This is a genomic window from Fibrobacter sp. UWB11 (genome assembly GCF_900143015.1).
Lineage (GTDB): Bacteria > Fibrobacterota > Fibrobacteria > Fibrobacterales > Fibrobacteraceae > Fibrobacter.
Genome location: NZ_FSRT01000001.1, coordinates 1,210,259 through 1,232,070 on the forward strand (window position 1 = coordinate 1,210,259; position 21,812 = coordinate 1,232,070).

Annotated in this window: 15 protein-coding genes; 8 read left to right on the forward strand and 7 right to left on the reverse strand. The window is 44.9% G+C overall.

Annotated elements, in window-relative coordinates; all coding sequences use genetic code 11:
• Positions 1 to 3: 3 nt before the first annotated feature.
• Genes BUQ91_RS05210 through BUQ91_RS05225 form a run of 4 tightly spaced genes read right to left on the reverse strand, consistent with a single transcriptional unit; the run spans position 4 to position 6,755 of the window.
• Entirely contained in the window at positions 4 to 621 is a 618-nt protein-coding gene (locus BUQ91_RS05210) for a hypothetical protein (protein WP_074208402.1), read from the reverse strand.
• A complete protein-coding gene (locus BUQ91_RS05215) occupies positions 618 to 3,194 on the reverse strand; it encodes a hypothetical protein (protein WP_074208403.1) in 2,577 nt (858 codons plus the stop codon). The genes BUQ91_RS05210 and BUQ91_RS05215 overlap by 4 nt, the downstream gene beginning before the upstream one ends.
• The gene (locus BUQ91_RS05220; protein WP_254842251.1) at positions 3,187 to 5,433 is read right to left on the reverse strand and encodes a hypothetical protein; all 2,247 of its coding nucleotides are present in this window, start codon (positions 5,431 to 5,433) and stop codon (positions 3,187 to 3,189) included. The genes BUQ91_RS05215 and BUQ91_RS05220 overlap by 8 nt, the downstream gene beginning before the upstream one ends.
• Positions 5,430 to 6,755 (reverse strand): hypothetical protein, encoded by a 1,326-nt coding sequence (locus BUQ91_RS05225; RefSeq protein WP_074208405.1) that lies wholly within the window; start codon positions 6,753 to 6,755, stop codon positions 5,430 to 5,432. Before BUQ91_RS05225 ends, BUQ91_RS05220 begins: the two co-directional genes overlap by 4 nt.
• Positions 6,756 to 7,066: 311 nt before the next feature.
• Between BUQ91_RS05225 and BUQ91_RS05230 the strand changes: the two genes are divergently transcribed.
• Complete coding sequence (locus BUQ91_RS05230) at positions 7,067 to 8,716, forward strand: endo-1,4-beta-xylanase (RefSeq protein ID WP_074208406.1); 1,650 nt, start codon at positions 7,067 to 7,069, stop codon at positions 8,714 to 8,716.
• Between the two features lie 200 nt (positions 8,717 to 8,916).
• A complete protein-coding gene (locus tag BUQ91_RS15660) occupies positions 8,917 to 9,090 on the forward strand; it encodes a hypothetical protein (protein ID WP_175545445.1) in 174 nt (57 codons plus the stop codon).
• 33 nt (positions 9,091 to 9,123) lie between these two features.
• Here BUQ91_RS15660 and BUQ91_RS05235 read toward each other — a convergent pair whose 3' ends face one another.
• Positions 9,124 to 11,124: a thrombospondin type 3 repeat-containing protein gene (locus tag BUQ91_RS05235; protein WP_254842252.1), complete on the reverse strand. Its 2,001-nt coding sequence runs from the start codon at positions 11,122 to 11,124 to the stop codon at positions 9,124 to 9,126.
• Positions 11,125 to 11,503: 379 nt separating this feature from the next.
• Between BUQ91_RS05235 and BUQ91_RS05240 the strand changes: the two genes are divergently transcribed.
• From BUQ91_RS05240 to BUQ91_RS05260, 5 genes are all read left to right on the forward strand, one after another.
• The gene (locus tag BUQ91_RS05240) at positions 11,504 to 11,719 is read left to right on the forward strand and encodes a hypothetical protein (RefSeq protein WP_072828708.1); all 216 of its coding nucleotides are present in this window, start codon (positions 11,504 to 11,506) and stop codon (positions 11,717 to 11,719) included.
• Between the two features lie 47 nt (positions 11,720 to 11,766).
• Positions 11,767 to 14,082: a LysM peptidoglycan-binding domain-containing protein gene (locus tag BUQ91_RS05245; RefSeq protein WP_254794408.1), complete on the forward strand. Its 2,316-nt coding sequence runs from the start codon at positions 11,767 to 11,769 to the stop codon at positions 14,080 to 14,082.
• Positions 14,083 to 14,189: 107 nt separating this feature from the next.
• Positions 14,190 to 14,930, forward strand: a complete 741-nt coding sequence (locus BUQ91_RS05250) for an ankyrin repeat domain-containing protein (RefSeq protein ID WP_074208408.1) — start codon at positions 14,190 to 14,192, stop codon at positions 14,928 to 14,930.
• Positions 14,931 to 15,107: 177 nt separating this feature from the next.
• Positions 15,108 to 15,938 (forward strand): dihydrodipicolinate reductase, encoded by an 831-nt coding sequence (gene dapB / locus BUQ91_RS05255; RefSeq protein ID WP_074208409.1) that lies wholly within the window; start codon positions 15,108 to 15,110, stop codon positions 15,936 to 15,938.
• Positions 15,939 to 16,955, forward strand: coding sequence for an ABC transporter permease subunit (locus tag BUQ91_RS05260; protein ID WP_072828697.1), 1,017 nt, complete (start codon positions 15,939 to 15,941; stop codon positions 16,953 to 16,955). It abuts the gene before it with no gap.
• Positions 16,956 to 17,234: 279 nt separating this feature from the next.
• Here the strand turns inward: BUQ91_RS05260 and guaA are convergent, their stop codons facing one another.
• Both guaA and BUQ91_RS05270 read right to left on the reverse strand, forming a co-directional pair.
• Entirely contained in the window at positions 17,235 to 19,070 is a 1,836-nt protein-coding gene (guaA, locus tag BUQ91_RS05265) for a glutamine-hydrolyzing GMP synthase (protein WP_074208410.1), read from the reverse strand.
• Positions 19,071 to 19,159: 89 nt separating this feature from the next.
• Positions 19,160 to 20,710 carry a leucyl aminopeptidase family protein gene (locus tag BUQ91_RS05270; protein ID WP_074208411.1) on the reverse strand — a complete coding sequence of 517 codons (1,551 nt, stop codon included), beginning with the start codon at positions 20,708 to 20,710 and terminating at the stop codon, positions 19,160 to 19,162.
• Positions 20,711 to 20,814: 104 nt separating this feature from the next.
• Between BUQ91_RS05270 and BUQ91_RS05275 the strand changes: the two genes are divergently transcribed.
• Positions 20,815 to 21,810 (forward strand): porin family protein, encoded by a 996-nt coding sequence (locus BUQ91_RS05275; RefSeq protein WP_074208412.1) that lies wholly within the window; start codon positions 20,815 to 20,817, stop codon positions 21,808 to 21,810.
• Positions 21,811 to 21,812: the final 2 nt, after the last annotated feature.

The window sequence follows — 21,812 nt, forward strand, 5'->3', positions numbered from 1 at the left end:
ATTTTAAGGTTCACCACCGTAGATGATATAACGGCCATCGGCTCTCGTGAACTTGATGTTATAATCTACATGCTGAAATTTGTAAGTCGGTTTTTGGCTTAGGAATTTGCCTTTTTCGATCTTATAAAAGCAATTGTCAATTTTCAAATAACTACCAACGAATTTAGGCGATTCCGCGGAATTTTCTCTTGGACAATGGTCAATTTCAAGCGTATCTAGATTTTTCTTTTTGTTGTCTTGCAATATAATAGCGCAAACCGATGAATAATCGTCTTCTTTTTCAATGCGCAGACGGTATTGATCTGTAGAATCAAGTTCTTCAAGAGCTCCTTTGCTTTCGTTATTTCGTACGCTTATCTTATACGAATTCATCGATGTCGTGTAATATTTCAAATCCGTTGTTTTGTGAAAATCATCATCCCAACCCATGATGTGATGATCATGAGTTGTACCCCATTGCTCTAGAGTGACCTTGACGATTGCCGTTGTATCATTTTCAAGCCCATAAAAACGCCAAACATGGGCTTCTTTTTCGATTTCATAATCGGTTGCACAGCCGCACCAAAAAAGCACTGATAAAGCCATTAAAAACGGAAACGTATTTTTCAAAATCTTAATCATGGATTCCTCTCGTCATTGATGCAGAATGCTTGAACCATCGGATAGAGATCTTTAGGACATTCGACAATGCCACTTGCAACGATGTTATTATCCCTTGTATTTTTTACATATTCGAGGCAATATTGCGTATCTGCATCTTTTTCGGTACTTGTCCACACAAGCATATATTTCGCCGCAAATTTTCCATTCGTTCCATTTTCTAATTTCTGTTGCACGAATGTTGAACGTTCATGCGAAAACGTGTTCGGATAGATATTGAGGGATAATTCCTCGGCACTTGGAAGCCGTGAACCTTCAGGACAAAATGCTTTTGCCTGTTCCAAAGTCATGTATGATTTTTCGTTGTAATAATCGAATTTTATTTCAATGTCAGATTCTTCCCAATTAGAGACGCATTGGAATCCTGGCAGGGGAGGGTCAGGGCACTTTGTCGATTCCTTGATTTTATTTTTCCAATTTGCAAAATATTTGTCAAAAGAATCGCTTTTATTTTTGATGCTGTCGAGTGGAATGGTGCTATCGCCAGGAACTTCTGCGGCGCGCAAAGACGTGCGTCCATTGCGTTCACGAACTTCGTATGGTTCGCCCTTTGGAGAAATCACTTTGATTAACTCCAAGTAATGAACACTTACACTACCGTTCATTCTTGAATTTTGTGAATCAAAATACAGTTTCCATCCATCAACTTCAACAACATAGAAGTTGTTTTCATGGGTACCACCAGTAATTTTTTCTGGATTATCGATTTTTATAAAGAAATTGTTAATATCTTCCCATACAACTCGTCCCCATCCAAAATTTGCTGCAGTATATTCATCGACACAACCAAAATATAGGGATTCGACTTTATCCCAAAATAAAGAGGTGCCATTTATACCATTTTTGCAATAGTCTTTGGGATATTTATTGCGTTCTATCGCACGATGGGTTATAAGCTCACAATCCTCAGTCCCTTTCCATAAGGGGAATATGCATCGATATCCAACACTATCGATTTCAACGACTTCGCCATTATTTTCTTTTTCGCAAAAATGTCCATTTTTTACAGGAATAGGAATTTCTTTTTCTGTAGCAACATCCCAATAATAGCTTGAACCTTCGCGGCAGATATAATAAATATCATCGTATTTCTTGATGTATTTTGTATATCCCTTAGTGCAAATATCGCCATTATATTGAGGAATCGGAATTTCAACCCATTTCTCATTGCATATGTAATATCCTAAAGAATCATGCATGGCTTTGATATCTTTTCTTGATCTATTGCAGTCACCCAAGTAATACGTGAATTTGTCCACTTCTTTCCAAACGCTATCGCGGCACATGTAATATTTGTTATTGAGGATAGTTGATTTGCCAAGATTGTTATCACCATCGCATAAGCCCACTTTATTCTTGACATAAACATCTGTAGAATTGCGCCATTTATAATCCTCAGTGACTTTGTCAGACCATAAGTACTTTCCATTTTCAAAGACACATGCATAATTCGTGGAATTGTAATCAACAAAGAAACCTTCATATACTTTATTGCAAACTGCATCCATATAGGGGAGTGCTTCATTCCCCGGCATTACGTTCCAAGTTTTCTTTTCTGAATTACAAATGTAGACCACGTTATTGTGGATGATAGTATCTTTTCGATCTGCGGTACATACGCCATTGGTGACTTCAAAATCATCTTCTAGTCGCCACTTGTACTTTTTATTTTCATAGTCGCAAAAGAACGTTTTATTATTGTATATGCTATTTTTGTTAGAAACTTTCACTGTTTTCTTGTAATTGGCGCTGTCGCATTTTGATAAGCCAAAAGATTTTTCCCATAAATCAGAATAAAGTTCATTCATGTTTTTAGAGAATGTAACATCAGCTATTTCAGATTCCGAAAGTACATCACGCCATGTTTTCCCACTACCCACGGCAGAGCGCAATGAATTGAAGTTCCTATAAAATGCGCTATCGTTTAAATCAACAACAGTAAGAGCATTGAGATGTCGATTTAATTCTGTAAGCGCTTGAGCATTTTCATTTTTTTCATAGTCTATATTTTGCTTTTTCGAATAATCCAACAGTTCAAAAATTTCACGGAGCGCTTTTTCCTTAGCGCGAGCCAAATAGAATCCATCTTCTTGAACGAGATACTTTACACGATTACTTCCTAAAGCAATTGGTAGGTTGAGTACAGGTTTTGCATTATTGTCAATGTCAACATATTCCACAAGATCAATTTTGAGTTTGCTTGCCGAATCGTTATAGAGACATGTGTACTTGATGCGCACAATAGGCGAGGTGTATTCCTGATAATCCGTTTTGAAAACGATATTTCCATTACGTTCGCGTTCGAGTTTCGCTTTTACCGTGGCTATAGAATCAAGATTCTGGTCGACAACATCAATGTCGATATCTACAGGAATGATTTTGGCACTCAAGCTAAATGAACCATCAAGCGTAAGCGACCTGCTTTCTATATTCTCGTTGCCTTCGATATAATGAATAGCAGAAGTAGTCGACTTGTCATCACTGCAAGACGTAAGGATTATCCCTAAACAAATTATCAAAATGAATCTAATCATTTTCATCCCCATCCTTAAAGCATAAAGTTTGCACGCCCGGATACAAATCCTTAGGACATTCGATTATTTGACTCTTGGGGCTATCTTTATCTTCTTTGCGAATTTCAAGGCAATATTGCGTATCTGCATCTTTGGAAACAGAGGTCCAATAAATGTCATAGAGATACGTTTTCGTATTGTAGCGTACATACAAAGGACTATCATGATTTACGGTCGAGTCTACACCAAATACGTTTAAAAAGTTTTCTGGCAATCCACTAGTATCGGGGAGGTGATAACCCTTCGGGCAGAATTTTTCGGCTTTTTCAAAATTCATATAAGAATCCTTGCCGACATGCGTAAGCTGCATGAGATAGACGGGATATGCACTTTCGGAATGTGCGTATTGGTTTATGAAGTCGTCAAAGCTATCGCTTTTATCAGTCAAAGACTTGAGCGAAATAGTTTGATCGCCGCGTAGGCTCGAAAGGTAAGGGACCTTGTCAATAAATTTTGCGCCGTATGTATGCGAATCCATTGTGGCAGTGCTGTTGACGATTTCAAAGCGACCAGCCCAATTTATAACTTGATTGACCGTATATGTAAATTCATTTTTAGTCGCTTGTATTGTACAACTGTCTAGGTATATACCTTTGTCAAAAGCATCTAATTCATAATCATCTCTTCCATTAAATCGAGTGTAATCCCATTTGCGGGATTTATGGTCGCAATAAAAATAGACTTGCGTTACATCGTTCCAATAAATTTTTGTTCCCTTGCTGCCATTGTTACATTCGTCCTTATGTGCTGTATCGTGTTTGTAGAATTCTATTTCGTAATTGTCTAACTTATTCCACGAATAATATTTGCAAGTAAAATACTCGTCGTTTACTTTTTCAGTAATCCCTGCTGTAGAATCTGTGCAGAATTTTCCATTCTTTTTATATTGCTCGGCATTATCTTTTGAAATTTCATTCCATTCACGATCATAAATAAAAGTGCAACGGTAAAATTTTTTATCGATTTCGACAATTCGACTGCTTCTACATCTTTCAAGAGCCTTAATTGGCGGAGTAATTTTTTCTTCTGGTATAAGATGCCAGTAACCACTATTAAAGCACATGAAATATTGACCATCATAAGAAACGATTTCTCCGCCTTCACAAACATCTCCATAGTAATCGGGAGCGTTTATTCCTTGCCATTCTGTTCCGTTACAAGAATAGTATCTGCCTTTTTTAAACATGGCTTTTTCGTATTTACGGGTAATCGTACATTTCCCCAAAGCTTCCACAACAGAATCTATAATAGAGCTGTCTTTAGGAACAACGCTACTAGAGCTTTGTGTATCCGGCGGGGTTATAATCGGTTTGGTTTCGCAATTGTAAGGTTTCTTTCCTTGTACAATCCACACCGCAGCATTATAACGAAGTTCCGTGAAATCGCGTTCGTTCTTGAGCTTTTCAAGAACATCTTTGTTGCAACGGGATTCTTCAAGCTTGTAATAGTCAGAAAGCTTTTCCGATACTTCGGCTACGGACAAAATTTCATCCCATTTTTTTGAATCGCCTACAGCTTGCGAGAGCTTTTTGAAATTCTTATAGAATGTGGAATCCCATGTGAAAAATAGGCAGTAGTTATATGCAAGCGCTTCGAGAGTGTCTAATTGATACGGGGCATTTTCGATACCGTATTCATATTCTAATTCTGGATCCAAAAGATTGTGTATCGCTTGACGTGTATGCAATTTCGCTAAACTATAGGATTCATTCTTTTTCAAAAGTTTTTTGATATAAGCGCTTTCAATGGTGCGGTAAAAGCCGATATTCTGAAATTCTTTTTCTTTCAAATTTGCAATAATCGTAAATTGCATTTCTGTTGTGTCTTTTGAATCCCTGAATCGGCATGTAAAATCAATCTGGGCAAAAGGCTCTTGGAAATGTATTTCAGGAGCTTTGTAGGTAAATTCAAGTCGGTTTCTTTCAATACGCGCTGATACGGTTCCCATTTTTTCGAAATTTTCATCCAACGCAGAAATATTCATTTTTACGGGTTCTAGCACAGAGACCAAATTGAACCGGCCTTCAAACGCAATCCTCTCATCAAAAATTTCATTTGCGCTAGTATCAATCGCTATGGGTTGTTGGCCAAAGCGATCATCTACATCTTCAAAATGTCCCGAGTAATAGGTATCAGAGCCACATGCTGCAAGCATTATGGCATAAGCAAAAACAACAAATTTCAATAATTTAAAATTCATTTCCATAACCCCTCGACATTTATCAGCAATGCAGAATCGGGGACTCCTTCAGGGTAAACAGAATCGATGATATCTTTATCTCCAGTCCATGCGTAATAGGTCTGCTGTTGTTGACCGAATAAATATGCGGTAGGCCATTCTTTGTCTGAATAAGTAAAGGTGTGGCACAGATAAAGAGAATCATTATAAATGTAGGTTCTACTGATTGTTTCTACATTACAAGGAATTTGCCTGTATTTAAGAATGATATTAACATCATTTGTCTTTTCCCAGCCTTCTAATCCACAAGTGTAGATAATTGAATCCATTTCTGCGACTTGAGGATTATAAGTATTGATTTCTCCTGGTCTTAATTCATTGGGGTTACAAATTCCCATTTTTTCTTCTTCGGGTTCACGGATTCTCCAATGTTGCCATTTAATGTAACCCTGTTTCATGCGCCCCGCACATACAAATACGCTATCGTAAAATTCACTACGGCGATTTGCATTAACCAAAGTATCTCCGATGTATTTGTCATTACAGACATCCATGCCGTAAGTCGATTCCCAAAAATCTGGAATGTAATCATCATATCCGTAAAATGTCATTCCGGGAACGTTATTCCATTTCAAATTTTTAAAAGTACGAACAAAAGCATCTGCAGCGCGCACGCGGAATAATGTATCAGCCCATTCTCCATTGCGAATTGCATCTTGCAATTCAAGGAAATCGCTGTAAAATACTGAATCAGAGATAAAATAGCGTGTATAAACGTAGGGGATTTGGATAGGACTCATCGAAGAAACGTTTGGCCTACATCTGTCTCTTTCAAATTCTCGGTCTGAAATTCCAAAGTCTTTCATATTGTCATACGCTTTTTTCGTTGCATCTTCGTACGACATTTGTTTTTCGCGCAAAAAGTATTCGACCGCTTTTGATGCTGTTGCAGTATAGATGTTCAATACAGGGTTTTGGGATCCGTCATCTATCAATGGTTTAGTCACATTTGCATTCATGGGCGCAAAACTGGAAAATTCCATTTTCATCGTGTCGTTTTCGCTGATGGCATGAGTAAATGCTGTAATTTTGGCATATTCACCATATTGGAGAGGCGCGGTTTCGAATAAACACGGAGAGCCGCTAAAACATTGTTTTCGTGTTTTAACCGTTTTTTCTATAACATTGTTTTTAGAAAAAATGGTGATGTTTACGGAATCGGGAATGATTCGATTTTCCAAATAAACTTCTACGGTGAATTGTTTTAAGTCTACAGGCTGCGTTATACCAGAACTATCGCCGCTAGAGCATGCGGCGAATAAAACAAAAATCAAGAACAACATTACTAATCGCAACATACCCATAATATAGATATTGCATGAAAAATCCCAATTCTACTCATCTTTTGAAAATTACGTTTCATCAGAAAAAAATGTAATAACGTGATTACAAATACTTTTACATGCACAAAGCAATCAATACACTTGCTACACATTTTGCGTCATTTGCATTTTAATGGCGCTAAAAAACGCCCCAAATCGCCAAAAAAACGCACTTCGAGTATATATTTAAACGTGAAAAATAAAAGCCCAGGATCCTTCACATTCGTTTAGGATGACGATTTGAATGTTCTGAGAAAAAACGAGGAAATCGTATGATTTTAAAGAATAAGAAAGCACTTGCAATTGCCGCAACGTTCGCCATGGCATTCTCGATGCCGTCGCTAGCTCAATTGAATAACGGTGACATGGAATACGGCGATGGCGGCTGGTATCTGTGGAATAATCCCGATGGTCCAGCTAAAGTTGAATCGCAAATTGCAGTGCAGGGGCTTGGCGTTGACGGTTCCCAGGGCGCAAAGGTCGTGGTGAAGGATCTGCCGAATCCGTGGTGGGGTTTGCAGCTCCAGCCGCCTAAATGGCTTGCCGATTCCGGTTTTTACAAGCTCACGTTCAAGGCTAAGGGCAATATGCCCATTAATTCCGTAGTGCAGGGTGGCCCTCCAGACTACCGCCAAAAAGAAAGCGCCTCTTTTGACTTGACGGACAAATGGCAGACTTATGAAATGATTTTCCTTGCCGACCAGAAGGGCTATGGTCTCAATAACATTACATTCCAGATTGGCCTCAAAAAAGGCTGGATTCAGCTCGACGATGTTGAAGTCGAAAAAATGGATGAAATGTCGGACCCGGCTTGGTACGAAGCCGCAGACTCCCGCATCGATAGCTTGCGCAAAGCGGATTTCGTTGTTAAGGCAAATCCTGGCGAAAAGGTCCACGTGAAGCTCTTGCGCCATTCATTCCCGTTCGGTACGGCGCTCGCGCTTTACGATACCAAGGACAGCACCGAAAATTGGTACAGAAATGCTGCCAAGAAGTACTTCTGGCATGGCGTTTCTGAAAACCAGTTCAAGTGGCCGGAATACGAACCGAAAAAGGGCAAAATCAAACGTGAAGAAATGAAGGAATACACGGATTTCACGGCCCAAAATCATTGGAAACTCCGCGGTCATGCACTCATGTGGAGCCATCAAGGCTACGGCTTCGACAAGCATTACAGCAATAAGGGTAGCTGTGAAGAAATGGCCGAAAAGCTTAAGGCTCGTATCTATCGCGACCTCAAGGAATACAAGGGTAAGATTACGGAATACGACGTTTGGAACGAACCAATTCACGAATCCTGGACATTCAACAAATGCGGTTGGGAAGTTCTTGACAGCGCTTTCGTTTGGGCACACAAGGCTGACCCGAGTGCAATTCTTTACATCAACGACTATAATGTTGTTGCTGCGGGCGAAACAGACCGTTATTATGGCTTGATCAAAGGAATGCTCGATCGCAAGGTGCCTGTGATGGGCATTGGCGTGCAGTGCCATTTTGGTCTCCGTCCGGTGATTCCGGGACTTATCAAGGCTCGTCTCGACAAGCTTGCATCTCTCGGCCTCCCGATCAAGGTTACGGAATTCGACGTGGGCGACTGGCAAGCCGGTATGAACGATACCGAAGAAGTTCAGGCCGAAAAGTTCGAAACATTCCTCCGTACTGCATTTAGCCACCCGGCTGTGAACGGCATCGTGTTCTGGGGTTTCTGGGACAACCGTCATTGGGTCAAGAACGGTGGCATGATTGCTTCTGACGGTCGTGAAAAGCCCGCTGCAAAGCGCGTATACGACTTGTGGCACAAGGTTTGGACAACAGACCTCTACGCTACCGCTGACGAAAATGGCGAAGCCAAGTTCCGTGGCTTCAAGGGTTACTACCAAGTCAACGCTGGCGATAAGAAGTATCAGATTACAGTGAAGTAATGTTGTGCAAGGCGACCCCGGAATAAATGCAGCCGAGGTGAACGCTGCGAAAATGCTTGCATTTTCATAGCTGAGCCGAAGGGCATTGTACTTGTACAAATCCGGGGTGACAGGCTTCGCCTGCTTTGTCATGCCGGACACAGTTCTGGCATCGCCTTTTATAAGCCGCGTCATGCGGCTTTTTTACTATCTTGCGTTTCATGAAACAGAAAATCCCCGGAATCCTTTTTTTACTTGCCATGCCTCTTTCCGTCTTGCTTTACATCAAGGTGGAGGCTCTCTCAGGCTCGGAAATCCTCGGGCTGTTTTCTGCGGTGGCGCTTTACGTTGTTGTCGCGCTCATCATCGCTTTGCTTTTTAACAAAAAAGATTAAAAAGGATTCTCCGATAGGGGAGAATCCATAAGCTTACTCTTTAACAAAATTGTGCGGTATAAGTCTAACTCCAACGGGATTTAGCTTTGAGTGTCCGCGTACATTCGTCGGTAAATTGAGCCCGTAACCCGTTGCCTTGAGGCGTTCTTCCTTGATTCCCTTGCCCACAAGGAAATCGTAGATAACTGTTGCTCGAGCATCGGAAAGCGATTGCGGAACCATTGCTTCGCCTTGCTTTACACTGCATTGAATTTCAAGAGCAATGCGCTTGTTGTGGCGCATAATCGAAACAACATCACTAAAGGCCGTATACGATGAATTGAGCGGTTTGTCTGTTCCCTTGTGGAATTGAATACGCCTTGCAATTTTATCGAGGTTTTGCTTTTCACGGATAGGGCATCCGTTCATGTCTACTTCGGTTCCATCAAGCGTGTTGGGGCAGTTATCGAGGTAATCGAAAATACCATCTCTGTCAGAATCGATTGGGCAACCTTCATTATCTACCGGCGCATTTTCGGGAGTGTCTGGGCACTTGTCATCTTCATTATAAACGCCATCATGGTCGAAATCTAGCCGACAACCAAGGCTATCGACCTTTGTTCCCTTTTCTGTGTTTTCGCATCGATCTCTATAGTCCGGCACACCATCTTCATCGGAGTCAATGGGGCAACCATACATATTCACTATTTCTTTTTCAAAACTGTTCGGGCACTTGTCCCATTCGTCGGGAACACCGTCTTTGTCACGATCCAAGAAACAACCATACTTGTTCACTTGGAGCCCGGCCGGAGTGTTGGGGCAAGAATCGAGTGCGTTCGGAATACCATCTTCGTCTGTATCAAGGATACATCCAAATTCATTGATTTCATCGTTTGGATTCGAGTGCGGGCATTTATCCAGTTCATTCGGAACACCGTCATTATCGTTGTCGCGAATACAACCAAATTCATCGACCGGATATCCTTGCTTTGTTTCTGGGCAGTTATCCTTGTAGTCCGGTACGCCATCGCCATCGTTGTCGAACGGGCAACCTTTATCATCGATAAGTACTTCGGCTGGTGTGTCAGGGCACTGGTCCAAATCATCTGCAATGCCGTCATTGTCTTGGTCCGGCGCGCAGCGGTATTTTCTTTCTTTTAATGACAGGCCAGACTTGGGGCAGGCTTCCATACGTTGCTTGTAATCCTCAATCCTGCCACTGAGGTCGAAAGTTCGGCTAAACTTGATGGACGCTGCAATTGGAGGGCTTCCAGGAACCGTGTAAGAATAATGATGTCCTTTATTTTTAACAGTGATGGCGTGTCCACGCCCAATTTTGCGCTTTCTAAAAAGGTCCATGCCAAGGTCTGCGTTAATGGAAAGCGTTGTGAACTTAGGCAACCTCACTTTTAAACCTGGAGAAAACCTCAATTGATCGTTCATGAATCCGCGCAAAATATCCTTGGAGCGAATCCGTGTTTCTCCAGACATTTCCAAAACAAGCGAAACCCATTCGTAGGGGAAAAGGTTAAATCCAGTACCCCAGATAAAAATGTTTTCTCCGTGTTCGAGATTCCTCAAAACCCCTGCGTAGTTGTTCCAGTTTAGGTTCCTGTGAATGTTCATGGTTAAATAAAGCGTTCCGGCAATGGAGTAATCTGCCGATGAATAAGAATGCGTGAGGTCGTCTTTATGGATGTACCAGATGTGCCTCGGGCGAAGTCCTTTCTCGTTTGTTCCGGTCGGAAGGAAAAATTCAATCGCAGCCGCGATATTAAAAAGGTCTCTTAAAGACTGATTCGGAAGTTGAGCCTTGACCATGAGTCCGAGGTCGCCAAAACCCAATCCCTTGAGTCTCGTTCCACCGGCATCTCCGTCGTAATGGACATTCACATTGAGTCCAGCTTCTAGATAATCAAGTATACCGTAACCGACGTAGCCCAAAACCGTATTTGAAGGGGACTTGGTAAGTTGCTTTCGATTGCCGTTTTCATCGACAATATAACCTTCGATACTGGCGGGCTTGTTACTGCTCGCCATTTCGAATCCACCCATGATAAACAAGTCTCCCGGACTCAAAGTTCTTGCTCCGGGAACATGGATTCCGCTATTATTTATCGAAAATCCGGATTGCGCGAATAGAAAAACTGCGCTAAAGAGAAGTGTTAATAGAAAATGTTTCATTTTTCATAAAGAATTTAGACATTTTTTTTGATTAACTGTTTGCATTTACAAATTTATGTATATATTTCACTTCCGAAGTGAGAAACAAGAACTCCGCAAACAAATTGCCATCATGGCATCGTAAATCGCAAACGGCTTACAAGGTCAACAGGGTGATCATTATCCTGCAAATTGTAACGGCTCTTGCGATGTGTGGAGTTATTCTTTACGGTATGAACAGATTGATGCAATAAACTGGAGGAAAGCTTATATGAGCATAGCATACTATTGTGGTCGTCGTCCTAAGAATGATGCATTCGATGATACACCTGATCCATCTTACTTGGGCGAAGAAGACGATCTGATCAAGGAAGAAGAAGAACCGCAAGAAGAAGAAGTTGACGAAGAAGTTGATTTTGACAAGCCATCCTTTGGCCGTAACCCCATTTGGTCTGACTACGGCGAGGACATGGATTTCGACCAGTGATATGGTCGAATACAATTCTTAGACTCGGCTTCGCACTCTTTTTGATAATGTTAACCGCCTGCGCCTCCAAGCAGGCGAAAGTTGCCGCGTCTTCGCAGGGGAGGCCTATTCCTTCGGAAAAGGTCTCTATTGATGTACCCGGAACAAATCCCGGCAAAGAAATTGTCGGGGATTCTACAAGGCCTTCATGGGTCTATTATCAATATGGCCTTCAAGCTATTGATAACCACGAATGGGCTGTTTCAAAGCATTACCTCGAAGAATCGCTCCGGTTGCTTGTGACCGAAAAATACGACCCTGCCAAGAGCCGTCTAACGCGTTCTGAAGATTCTATTTATAAAATGCAGATGCCCGTGCGAATCGTACAGGCATTAGAAGATGTTTACCCGAACCTTTCGGAACAAGAAGGGGATGATTCGACTTATGTCGATAGCCTTTCGATTGACGGTGTAGATGCCTACGATGAAAATGCAGCAGACAGCGCGTCGATCCGCGTAATTGAAAACTTCCTGGATACAGTCGATGCTGGGCGTTTTTCGCTCCCCATTCGCTTTAACGAGCGCGTTATGCAGGAAATCTATTACATGACAACGACCGCTCGAGGCTTTATTACGAGGTCACTCACCCGTAAAACTGCTTATGATTCGTTGATTTATACAAAGCTTGCGCAAAAACGCATGCCTCGCGACCTTATTTATTTGGCATTGGTGGAATCCGGCTTTAATGTCAAGGCTTATAGCCGTGCAAAAGCGGCTGGCATGTGGCAATTTATTCCTGAAACCGGAATCCGTTACGGTTTGGAAGTCGATTTTTGGGTCGACATGCGCCGCAATCCCGAAGTCGCAACCGATGCGGCCTTGAGTTACCTCTCAACTTTGTATGCTGAATTTGGCGATTGGCTTTTGTCCATGGCCGCTTACAACTGCGGTGAAGGCAGAATCCGCCGATTGATCAGGGAAAAGAAAGCCGATTCTACGTGGGGGGATCGTCCGGTAACATACTGGGACTTGCAACTTCCGCAAGAAACCATGCATTATGTACCGCGAATCCTTGCCGCAATGGTTATTGGTCACTTCCCGGACCACTACGATGTCGCAATAGAAAAGCGTCATTTACCGGCATACGATACCGTGACGGTCTATGATTCGTTCTCGCTCGATGAAATTGCAAAATTCCTGAAAGTCCCCGAAGATACGCTCCGCACGTTGAACATGGAACTCACCATGTGGTGTACGCCTCCTAACCGCGATGCCTATTTACTCCGCTTGCCGTATGGAACGCGTGCCTCGTTTGTCCAGAACTACGACCGCATGGAAAAGAATGGTTTTTCGAGTTGGAAACAGCACAAAGTCCGTAAAGGCGAATCTATCGGCAATATAGCCCAACAATACGGTGTCCGCGTCGCAGAAATTCAACGTGCAAACGATATGAAGAAAAACGCGAAGCTTAAAGTGGGCCGTACCCTGTTAATTCCGGTGAAAGTCGCTCCGCGCCGTTCGACAGGCAAAAAGCCTTCAAAAGTCCGTACTTACGTCGTTCAACTTGGCGATAATTTGGGCTCGATTTCACGTCGTTTTGGTGTTTCTCAGGAATCCTTACGCGTTTGGAACAACATTGAGCCTGGGTATAACGTTAAAAAAGGTGATACCATTTACGTTTCTAAGCCGGATCTTAAGCCGAGTAGCTTTGTACAACAGCGTGTAGCTCTCAAGAAAGGTGAAAAATATGTTGTCAAGGCGGGCGATACCTATGCGCTTATTGCGAAGCAGTACAAAGTTCCAGTATTCCTCTTGTTACAGGCAAATAGTGGCTTTACCAAGCGCCTTACCATCGGTGATTCTCTTTCTATTCCTGCTTATGTCCGTCCGCCTCGCAAAATGTCCAAGGCTGTCGATGACGATGTTCCTGTTATAGAAACTTCTAAGGTTACCGAACCCACCGATTCCAAGAAGTCCAACAAAAATTCTAAAAAGACCCCAGAGCCGACGGCCAAAAACTCCAAAAGTCAACCCGTCAGCACGACGATAATTTATACGGTCGAATCTGGTGATAACCTGTATGCAATCGCGAGAAAGTATTCCACGACGGTTGCCGCCATCCGCGAAATGAACGATATGGGCAGTTCTTCGAACATCAAGGTTGGGCAAAAGCTCAAGATTCCGGGCTCCGCAGCTCCGGCTCCGAGCACTCCCAAAATCGAAGAAATTACTCATGTTGTCAAGAAAGGCGAGGGTCTTTGGGATATTTCGCGCCAGTACGGCGTGACTATCGAAGACATTGTCAAGTGGAATGGGCTTAAAGACACGAAAATTAAGATTAACGAGAAACTAAAAATCAAAACAACAAAGAAAAACAAGAAGTAAGCCCCAAATCTCGAAAAAAAAAGTGTAAAATCACGTTTTTTTTGTTATAAATCAAAAAAAATAGTGTAGTTTTAAGTTGGAAAATCAAAAAATCATTGGAGTATAATATGAAGAAGAAACTCTTGGTTCTCTGTGCTGCTGGTCTCATTTTTTCTTTGACCGGTTGTGAAGAAACCATGGACCCGAACGATCCTCAGTCTGTTCGCAGATATTTGACGAAAAAGCAGATTGGTTTTACGCCGAATCAGTTCGTCTCTTACGCAGTCAATAGCGATACCGCCAAGATGACTCTTTTCCTTCAGGCTTCTTTCGAAATTGACCAGCCGGCGGACAACGGCAACAACGCTGTTGCAATTGCAGCTAACAAGGGCAACATGATGGTGCTCAACTACTTGTTCGATCACGGTGCAAAGGCCAACGTCAATAACGGCAATGGTGAACCGGTTATCGACAACGCCGTCATGATGGGCAACAAGGAAGTTGTGAATCGTCTTTTGCAGCAACTCAAAAAAGAAAATGTTGACCCGCAGAACCTTGCTACGGCAGTGCTGATTGCTGCCAAGACGGGTAAGGCCGACATGCTCGAAGTTCTTGCAAACGCTGGCGCTCCGCTTGAAAACCGCAGCCCGGATGGATACCTCCCGATTCATTGGGCAGTCAAGTCTGGTAACTACGATGCAATGATGTTCCTCATCAACAAGGGTGTTGATGTGAACGCTAAGTGCGGTCAGGGTTACTCCGTGCTCGACTGGGCTACGAACGAAGGTTATACCCGCCTCATCAAGGCTTTGAAGAAGAAGGGCGCAAAGAATACTGCAAAGTATAAGATTGACTCTCGTGGCAGATAATTAACTGACGAATTACATTTGTCATGCCTGCTTCCGAGCAGGCATTTTTTTCCATGTCATTCCGGCCTTCGCGCCGGAATCTTTTTTAACCTTGTCATGCCCGCCTCCGAGCGGGCATCTCCTTTTTTTTGTGTGTAAATTACTATCTTATTCATCGGAAAAACAATAGGAGATTTTATGTCCGTTCAAGTGATGGTTAATGGTATTCCGGGTAACATGGGCCGCATCGTGGCCGAAACTTGTGTTGCTCGCGGTTTGGAACTTGTCTCGTATTCTTTGACGGGTGAAATTATCGTCGAAAACGAAGCCGAAGTTGCAGGCAAGACTATCCAGCTCTTGAAACCGTCCAACCGCGAAGCCCGCATTGGCGAAGTGCTTGCCAAGTATCCGAACATGATTTGCATTGACTACACGCATCCGACGGCAGTGAACGACAACGCCGCTTTCTACGTGAAGCACAAGATCCCGTTCGTGATGGGCACGACTGGTGGCGACCGCGAAGCTCTCACAAAGCTCGTTGCCGATGCCAACCATCCGAGCGTCATCGCTCCGAACATGGCTAAGCAGATTGTCGCTTTCCAGACGATGATTGAATTTTTGGCTAACGAATTCCCGACGGCATTCGAAGGCTACAAGCTCTCTGTTGTCGAAAGCCACCAGAAGACCAAGGCTGACACTAGCGGTACCGCCAAGGCTGTTGTTGGAGACTTCCAGAAGATGGGCTTTGACTTTTCTGTTGACGATATCGAAAAGGTCCGCAACGAGAAGGAACAGATGGAACGCATGCATGTGCCTGAAGAATACCTCGGCGGTCACGCATTCCATACCTATAGCCTCGATAGCGCTGACGGTACGGTTCACTTTGAATTCCAGCACAATGTTTGCGGCCGCAAGATTTATGCCGAAGGCACAGTCGATGCCGTGAACTTCCTCGCTGACCAGATTGCCGCCGGTACTGCAAAGCCGTTCAACATGATGGACGTCTTGCGTTCTGGAAAAATGAGATAAATGCGTTCGTACATCCTTCGTCGTTTGTTGCTAATGATCCCGACATTAATCGGGATTTCGTTGGTGTGCTTTATCTTGATTCAGCTCTTGCCGGGTGGACCTGTCGAAGAGCTGATTTCTCGTGCGCAGCAGGCGGCTTCGATGAAGGGTGGCGTAGATGCTTCCAAGGCGCTCTCGCCGGACCAGATTGCGCAAATCCAGGCGTACTTTGGCTTTGACCAGCCTGCGTGGAAACGTTACCTTACGTGGCTTTGGAACGTTTTGCATTTGAATCTTGGGGAAAGTTACACGTACGGGCTCCCGGTCTGGGACGTGATTGTAAGCCGATTCCCGATATCATTGTTCTTTGGTGTGACGTCGTTCTTCTTGAGCTACCTTATCTGCATTCCGCTTGGGCTCTGGAAGGCGGTGCATCATGGAAGCAAGCTTGATTCTTTTACGAGCGGTCTTATTTTCTCGGGCTACGTGATGCCGGGTTATGCACTTGGCATTTTGCTCATTATCTTCTTGGCGGGCGGTTCGTACTTGGACATTTTCCCGCTCGGTGGGCTTACAAGCGATGACTTTGAGGATTTCACGTTCTTCGGGAAAGTGTTTGATTTGGCGCAACATTTGGCGCTCCCGATTTTCTGTTACATGATTAGCGAATTTGCGTTCCTCACGTTCCTCATGAAGAATTCTGCGCTTGAGGAACTAGGTCGCGATTATATGCGAACGGCATTGGCTAAGGGCTTGAGCTTTAAACAGGCTCTTGTGCGTCATGCACTCCGCAATGCGCTGATCCCGATTGCAACCCGCCTTTCTGAAATTTGCACACTCATGTTTGCAGGCGCGCTCCTCATCGAGAAGGTCTTTGATATCGATGGCATGGGGCTCTTGTATTACAATTCGATGGTCAATCGCGATTATAACGTGGTGATGGGGATTATCTTCCTCAGTAGCCTTATGGCTATGATAGGTCGACTCTTTAGCGATATACTTTATACGCTAGTCGATCCGAGAATCAAGTTCTCGTAGATGGAATTTATTTTAATTTGATAAAAAAATCCGAATGAGTTTGTCTCATTCGGATTTTTGTTTAATGTCATTCTGGAGCGTGAAACGCGATAGAATCCATTACTCCCATTGCGACTGCGCTACGCTTGTCGCGTGTTCGCGCGCCTCGGCTATGAAAACATGCTCGCATGTTTTCGCAGCACTCGGCTTACTGACGCTTACGCCTACGGCTTCAGCGTCTGCTTGTTCGCCTCGGTCATAAAAATGAGCAAGCTCATTTTTGCGACACTCGGCTCCGCGCTACTCCCACTCAATGGTTCCGGGCGGCTTGTGGGTCACATCGTACCACAGGCTGCCAGCGCCTTCGGCTTCGAACTTGCGCCAGAGACCTGCGAGCATGCCCTGGTCGATTTCGGCGAAGTTTGCGGTCATGGCTTCGGTGGAGTTCACCGGGCGCATCACGATGCAAGGCTTGTTAGCCGTGCGGAGCGGAACGAGTACGACCGGCATCTGCCAAATCTTTTCGTACAAGTCGTTTGCCTGCAGGAATTCGGTGCAGATGTTGTCGAACTTGCGGAGCGTATCGAAGTTTTCGCGGGTGGCGTACTGTTCGACAAGCTTCGGATCTTCATCAGCGACGCTACCGATCTGGTAGATGACGCGGTTGATGGCCTTGAAGCGGTTGGCAAGTTCGGTAGAGAACTTTTCGCAATCCTTCCAGCTTAAGCCCGGAGTCGTGATGAGGAACGGCTGTGCGTAAGTACGGCCGTCACCCTGGACGCCAACGCTCTTGATCGGGAGCATGCGGCCTGCAATGTTGTTTGCTTTGAGGTAGTCGGCGAGGGACTGGCCTGCGGTGTCCTTCACGTCTTCGAACTTCACCATATCGTTCGTGAGCTTGCCTTCGCTGCAGAGCAAGCGAACGCCGAGACCCGGACCCGGGAACGGGTGGCGCCACACGAGGTTGTGCGGAATGCCGAGTTCTTCGCCGAGGGCACGGACTTCGTCCTTGTAAAGGTCGGCGAGCGGTTCGAGCACAAGGCCCTTTTCCATGAGGTCCAAAACTTCTTGCACGCGGTTGTGGTGCGTCTTGATCTTGTCGGCGTTCTTGGTGCCGCCGCTTTCGATGGTGTCGGGGTAGATGGTGCCCTGAGCCATCATCCATTCGTTCGGATCGAGGTTGAGCTTAGCCATTTCCTCGTCCTTGACCGTCAAAAATTCCTTACCGATGATGCCGCGCTTGGTTTCCGGAGCGGTCACGCCCTTGAGCTTTGCAAGGAAGTGTTCGCTAGCGTCGCGAATCTTGAGATTGTTCATACCTTCCTTCGTGAGGAAGTCCATAATCTTCTGGGATTCGCCGAGGCGCATCATGCCGTTATCCACGTGCAAACCGAGAACCTTTTCCGGTCCGAGCACGCGGTTCAAGAGCACGAATGCAACGGTAGAGTCCACACCGCCAGACACGAGCAAGAACACCTTACGGTCCTTGACCTGGTCCTTGATGCGCTGCGTGATGAGCGGCAAGTAGCTCTTCATGTTCCAAGTTTTCTTGGCACCCGTATAGTCGACGAAGTTTTCAAGCAACTTCATGCCGAACTTGCTGTGCGTGACTTCGGGGTGGAACTGGATGCCGAAAATCTGGCGTTCGGGCTTGTCGCTATCGAATGCAACGGCGGCGATTTCGCAGTCCTTGGTGCTGGCCACGATCTTGTAGCCTTCGGGGAGCTTTGTCACCTGGTCGCCGTGGCTCATCCACATCGGGGAAGCCTTCGGGAGACCTTTCAAAAGCGGGCACTTTTCGTCGCCGACAATGAGGTCTGCAATGCCGTATTCCTTGACCTTGCCCGGTTCCACGTGACCGCCCAACTGCTGGGCGATGAGCTGGTGACCGTAGCAGATGCCGAGCTTCGGCACCGGGAGGTTCAAAATTTCAGGATTGTATTCCGGAGCGTCAGCCGCATAAACGCTAGACGGACCGCCACTGTAAATGATGCCCTTCACGCCTTCGAGTTCAGAAACCGGGGCGGCAGGGGAATGGATTTCGGTAAACACGCCAAGACGGCGTACACGGTTGGCAATCAAGTGAGCATACTGCCCACCAAAGTCCAAAACGGCAATAGTATCAACGTTTTTCATACATTGCAAAGATAGAAAAACCTTCAGAAATCTGAAGGTTTTTTAATACTCACTTTGAGGATTTGATAAGCAAATTATTTAAAATCCGCTTATGCTTCTACAGCGACATATTCGCCATCTGTATCTTCGTTTGCAGCATCTTCGTGAGCTACGCCGGACATTCTTCTAGCAAGTTCAATGAGCGATTGCACACCAAAGCCTGTTGCACCGTATTCGGTGTACTTCCATGTCTTGTTCACAAATGCGGTGCCAGCGATATCCCAGTGAGCCCAGGCGGTATCTTCGGGCACAAATTCCTGCAAGAAGAGGGCGGCGGCGATTGCGCCAGCGTCAGAACCGGTGTTCTTGAGGTCTGCAAAATGATCTTTCAATGCGTCTGCATATTCTTCTTCGAGCGGCATGCTCCAGAACTTTTCGCAGCAAGCTTCACCGCAGTTGATGACCTTCAAGGCAAGATCATCGTCATTGCTGAAGAATCCGGCAACAGCGTAACCGAGAGCGCGAACCATGGCTCCCGTAAGCGTAGCGAGATCCACAATGTGCGTTGCACCGATGATACCTGCTTCTGCCAAACCGTCCGAGAGAACAAGGCGTCCTTCGGCATCGGTATTGTCGACCATGACTGTCTTACCGTTCTTAGCGGTAAAGATGTCACCCGGCAGCACGGATTTGTTGCCAATCGCATTTTCGGCGAGGCAGCACACGGCGCTTACCTTAATCGGGAGTTCAAGTGTTGCAATAGCCTGGATGGCGGCAAGTACCGTTGCGGCACCGCTCATGTCGCTAATCATCTCGGGCATGGATTTAGGCGGCTTGAGGCAGAGGCCACCCGTGTCAAACGTGAGACCCTTGCCGACAAATACCAAGTGGTCTGCAGAAGTGCGCGCATTTTTCTTTGCATTTTTCGCAACATTCTTGGAGCCCTTGCTTCCGTCATAACTGAGCGTAATCATGTACGGTTCGTGAGAGCTGCCTTTACCAACGGTCACAAGTCCCATGAAGCCTTCCTTTTCGAGTTGCTTCATATTGCGCACCTTGATCGAAAGACCCGGAGTGTATTTTGCAATGGTATTTGCGTTTTCGACAAATTCAGCAGGAGTAAGGTCACTGGAACTTGTGTTAATCAAATTCTTTGCAAGCACAATCGCTTTATTTTCAATAGCGGCTTCTTCAGCAATCTTCTTGAATTCTGCGGTGTGTTCGCCTGCTACAATTTCAAACGTGACCTGGAAAGCGTCTTTCTGCTTGCTCTTGTAGGCATCGAACTTGTAGTCGGCGTAATGGAGACCGTGCAAAATGCTCTTGAACTGTTCCGGTGCTGCATCGGCAAGCATCATCGAAACCATCGGAATCTGGCGCTTGCTAGCTCGCTTGGCGAGACGGTAGGCGGCCATGCGCAGATGGTCGAGGCTCGAAATTCCGCGTTCCTTGGCGGCGTTCACGAAAAGGGTGGACTGTCCATCAATTTCCAGAAGTTCCAAGTCTTCGAACGGTCCGTCTTCCATGCCGTTCAAAACAGATTCAACCTGTTTCTCGGCGTTTTCCGACAAGACATTAGAAAACTGGACGGACTTTTTAACAAAAAAGAGGGCGCTAACGTTAGCTTTGCCCGTAGCGGTTGATACAATATTCGTTTTCATATAGCGTAATCTAGTATTTTATGAATGGAACGCTTGTATTTTACATTGGTTTTTCAATTACAAAAATACTATAATATTACAATGATTACCATTGGAGGATCAATATGAATCTGAAGTACACTGGAATTTTGACTGCTTTGGCAGTATCTGCCGTGATGGCACAAAATGAAGCACCGGCCCCAGTTGCCGAAGTTGCTCCTGTACAGGCCGAACAAGTTGTTGAACAAACTGCCGCACAAGCTCCCGCTCCGGTCGAAGACAAGTTTACGCAAGCCGAAAAAGAACTCGCTCCCGAAAACCTATTTTCCGAGCCCACAGCTGTTCGTGGTGCCGATGCTGCAAAGCCCGTTCAAAAAAAGCCCACCAAGAAATTCGTTTACCGCCCGGTCTATTCTCCAGCTGAAATTGAACCGAACAACAATGCAGTAAAAACGATTTACGTTTCTGAAGTGGCTAGTCCAGACACCATTGATATGGATCAGCTCCGTGGTCGAATTCCATTAAAGTTCACCTTTGGTATCCAAGGTTTCGTCGGTAGCGCATTCCTTTCTGGGGACAATGGTCGCTATGAATATGACCGTTATTCCGGCTTGGCATGGAGCGTTGGTGCCTTTGCACTTTTCCCGTTGGATGAATACAACATGGCATTCAAGACGGGCGTCTTGTTCGATCACGATAAGGTAAGCAACAGCTACAACGACACATACAACGAAACGTTTGGCGAATACCGCACATCGTTTAATCAGTACCGCATTTCAGTTCCTTTGCTCCTTTCTTTGAAGAGTGCAAACTCAAACTTCTTCTTTGACGTCGGTGTCCAACCGTCCTTCGCCGTTTCAGACAACTTCAAACTCAAATCGTCGGATCAATCCTCCAGCAAGGCAGTAAACATCAAGGAAGATATGTTGGATAACGATTACCGTTCTGTAATCGACTGGTCCATTGTATTTGGTTTTGGTATCCGCGCCAATCGTTATATCGGTTTCGAAGCCCGCTTTATTTGGGGAATCAACAACCAGTATGATGACTATAACGCATGGCCTATCAACAACCTGTCTTCTAAAGCAGTCTCTGTTGGTGCAACCTTCTACGCATTTTAGTT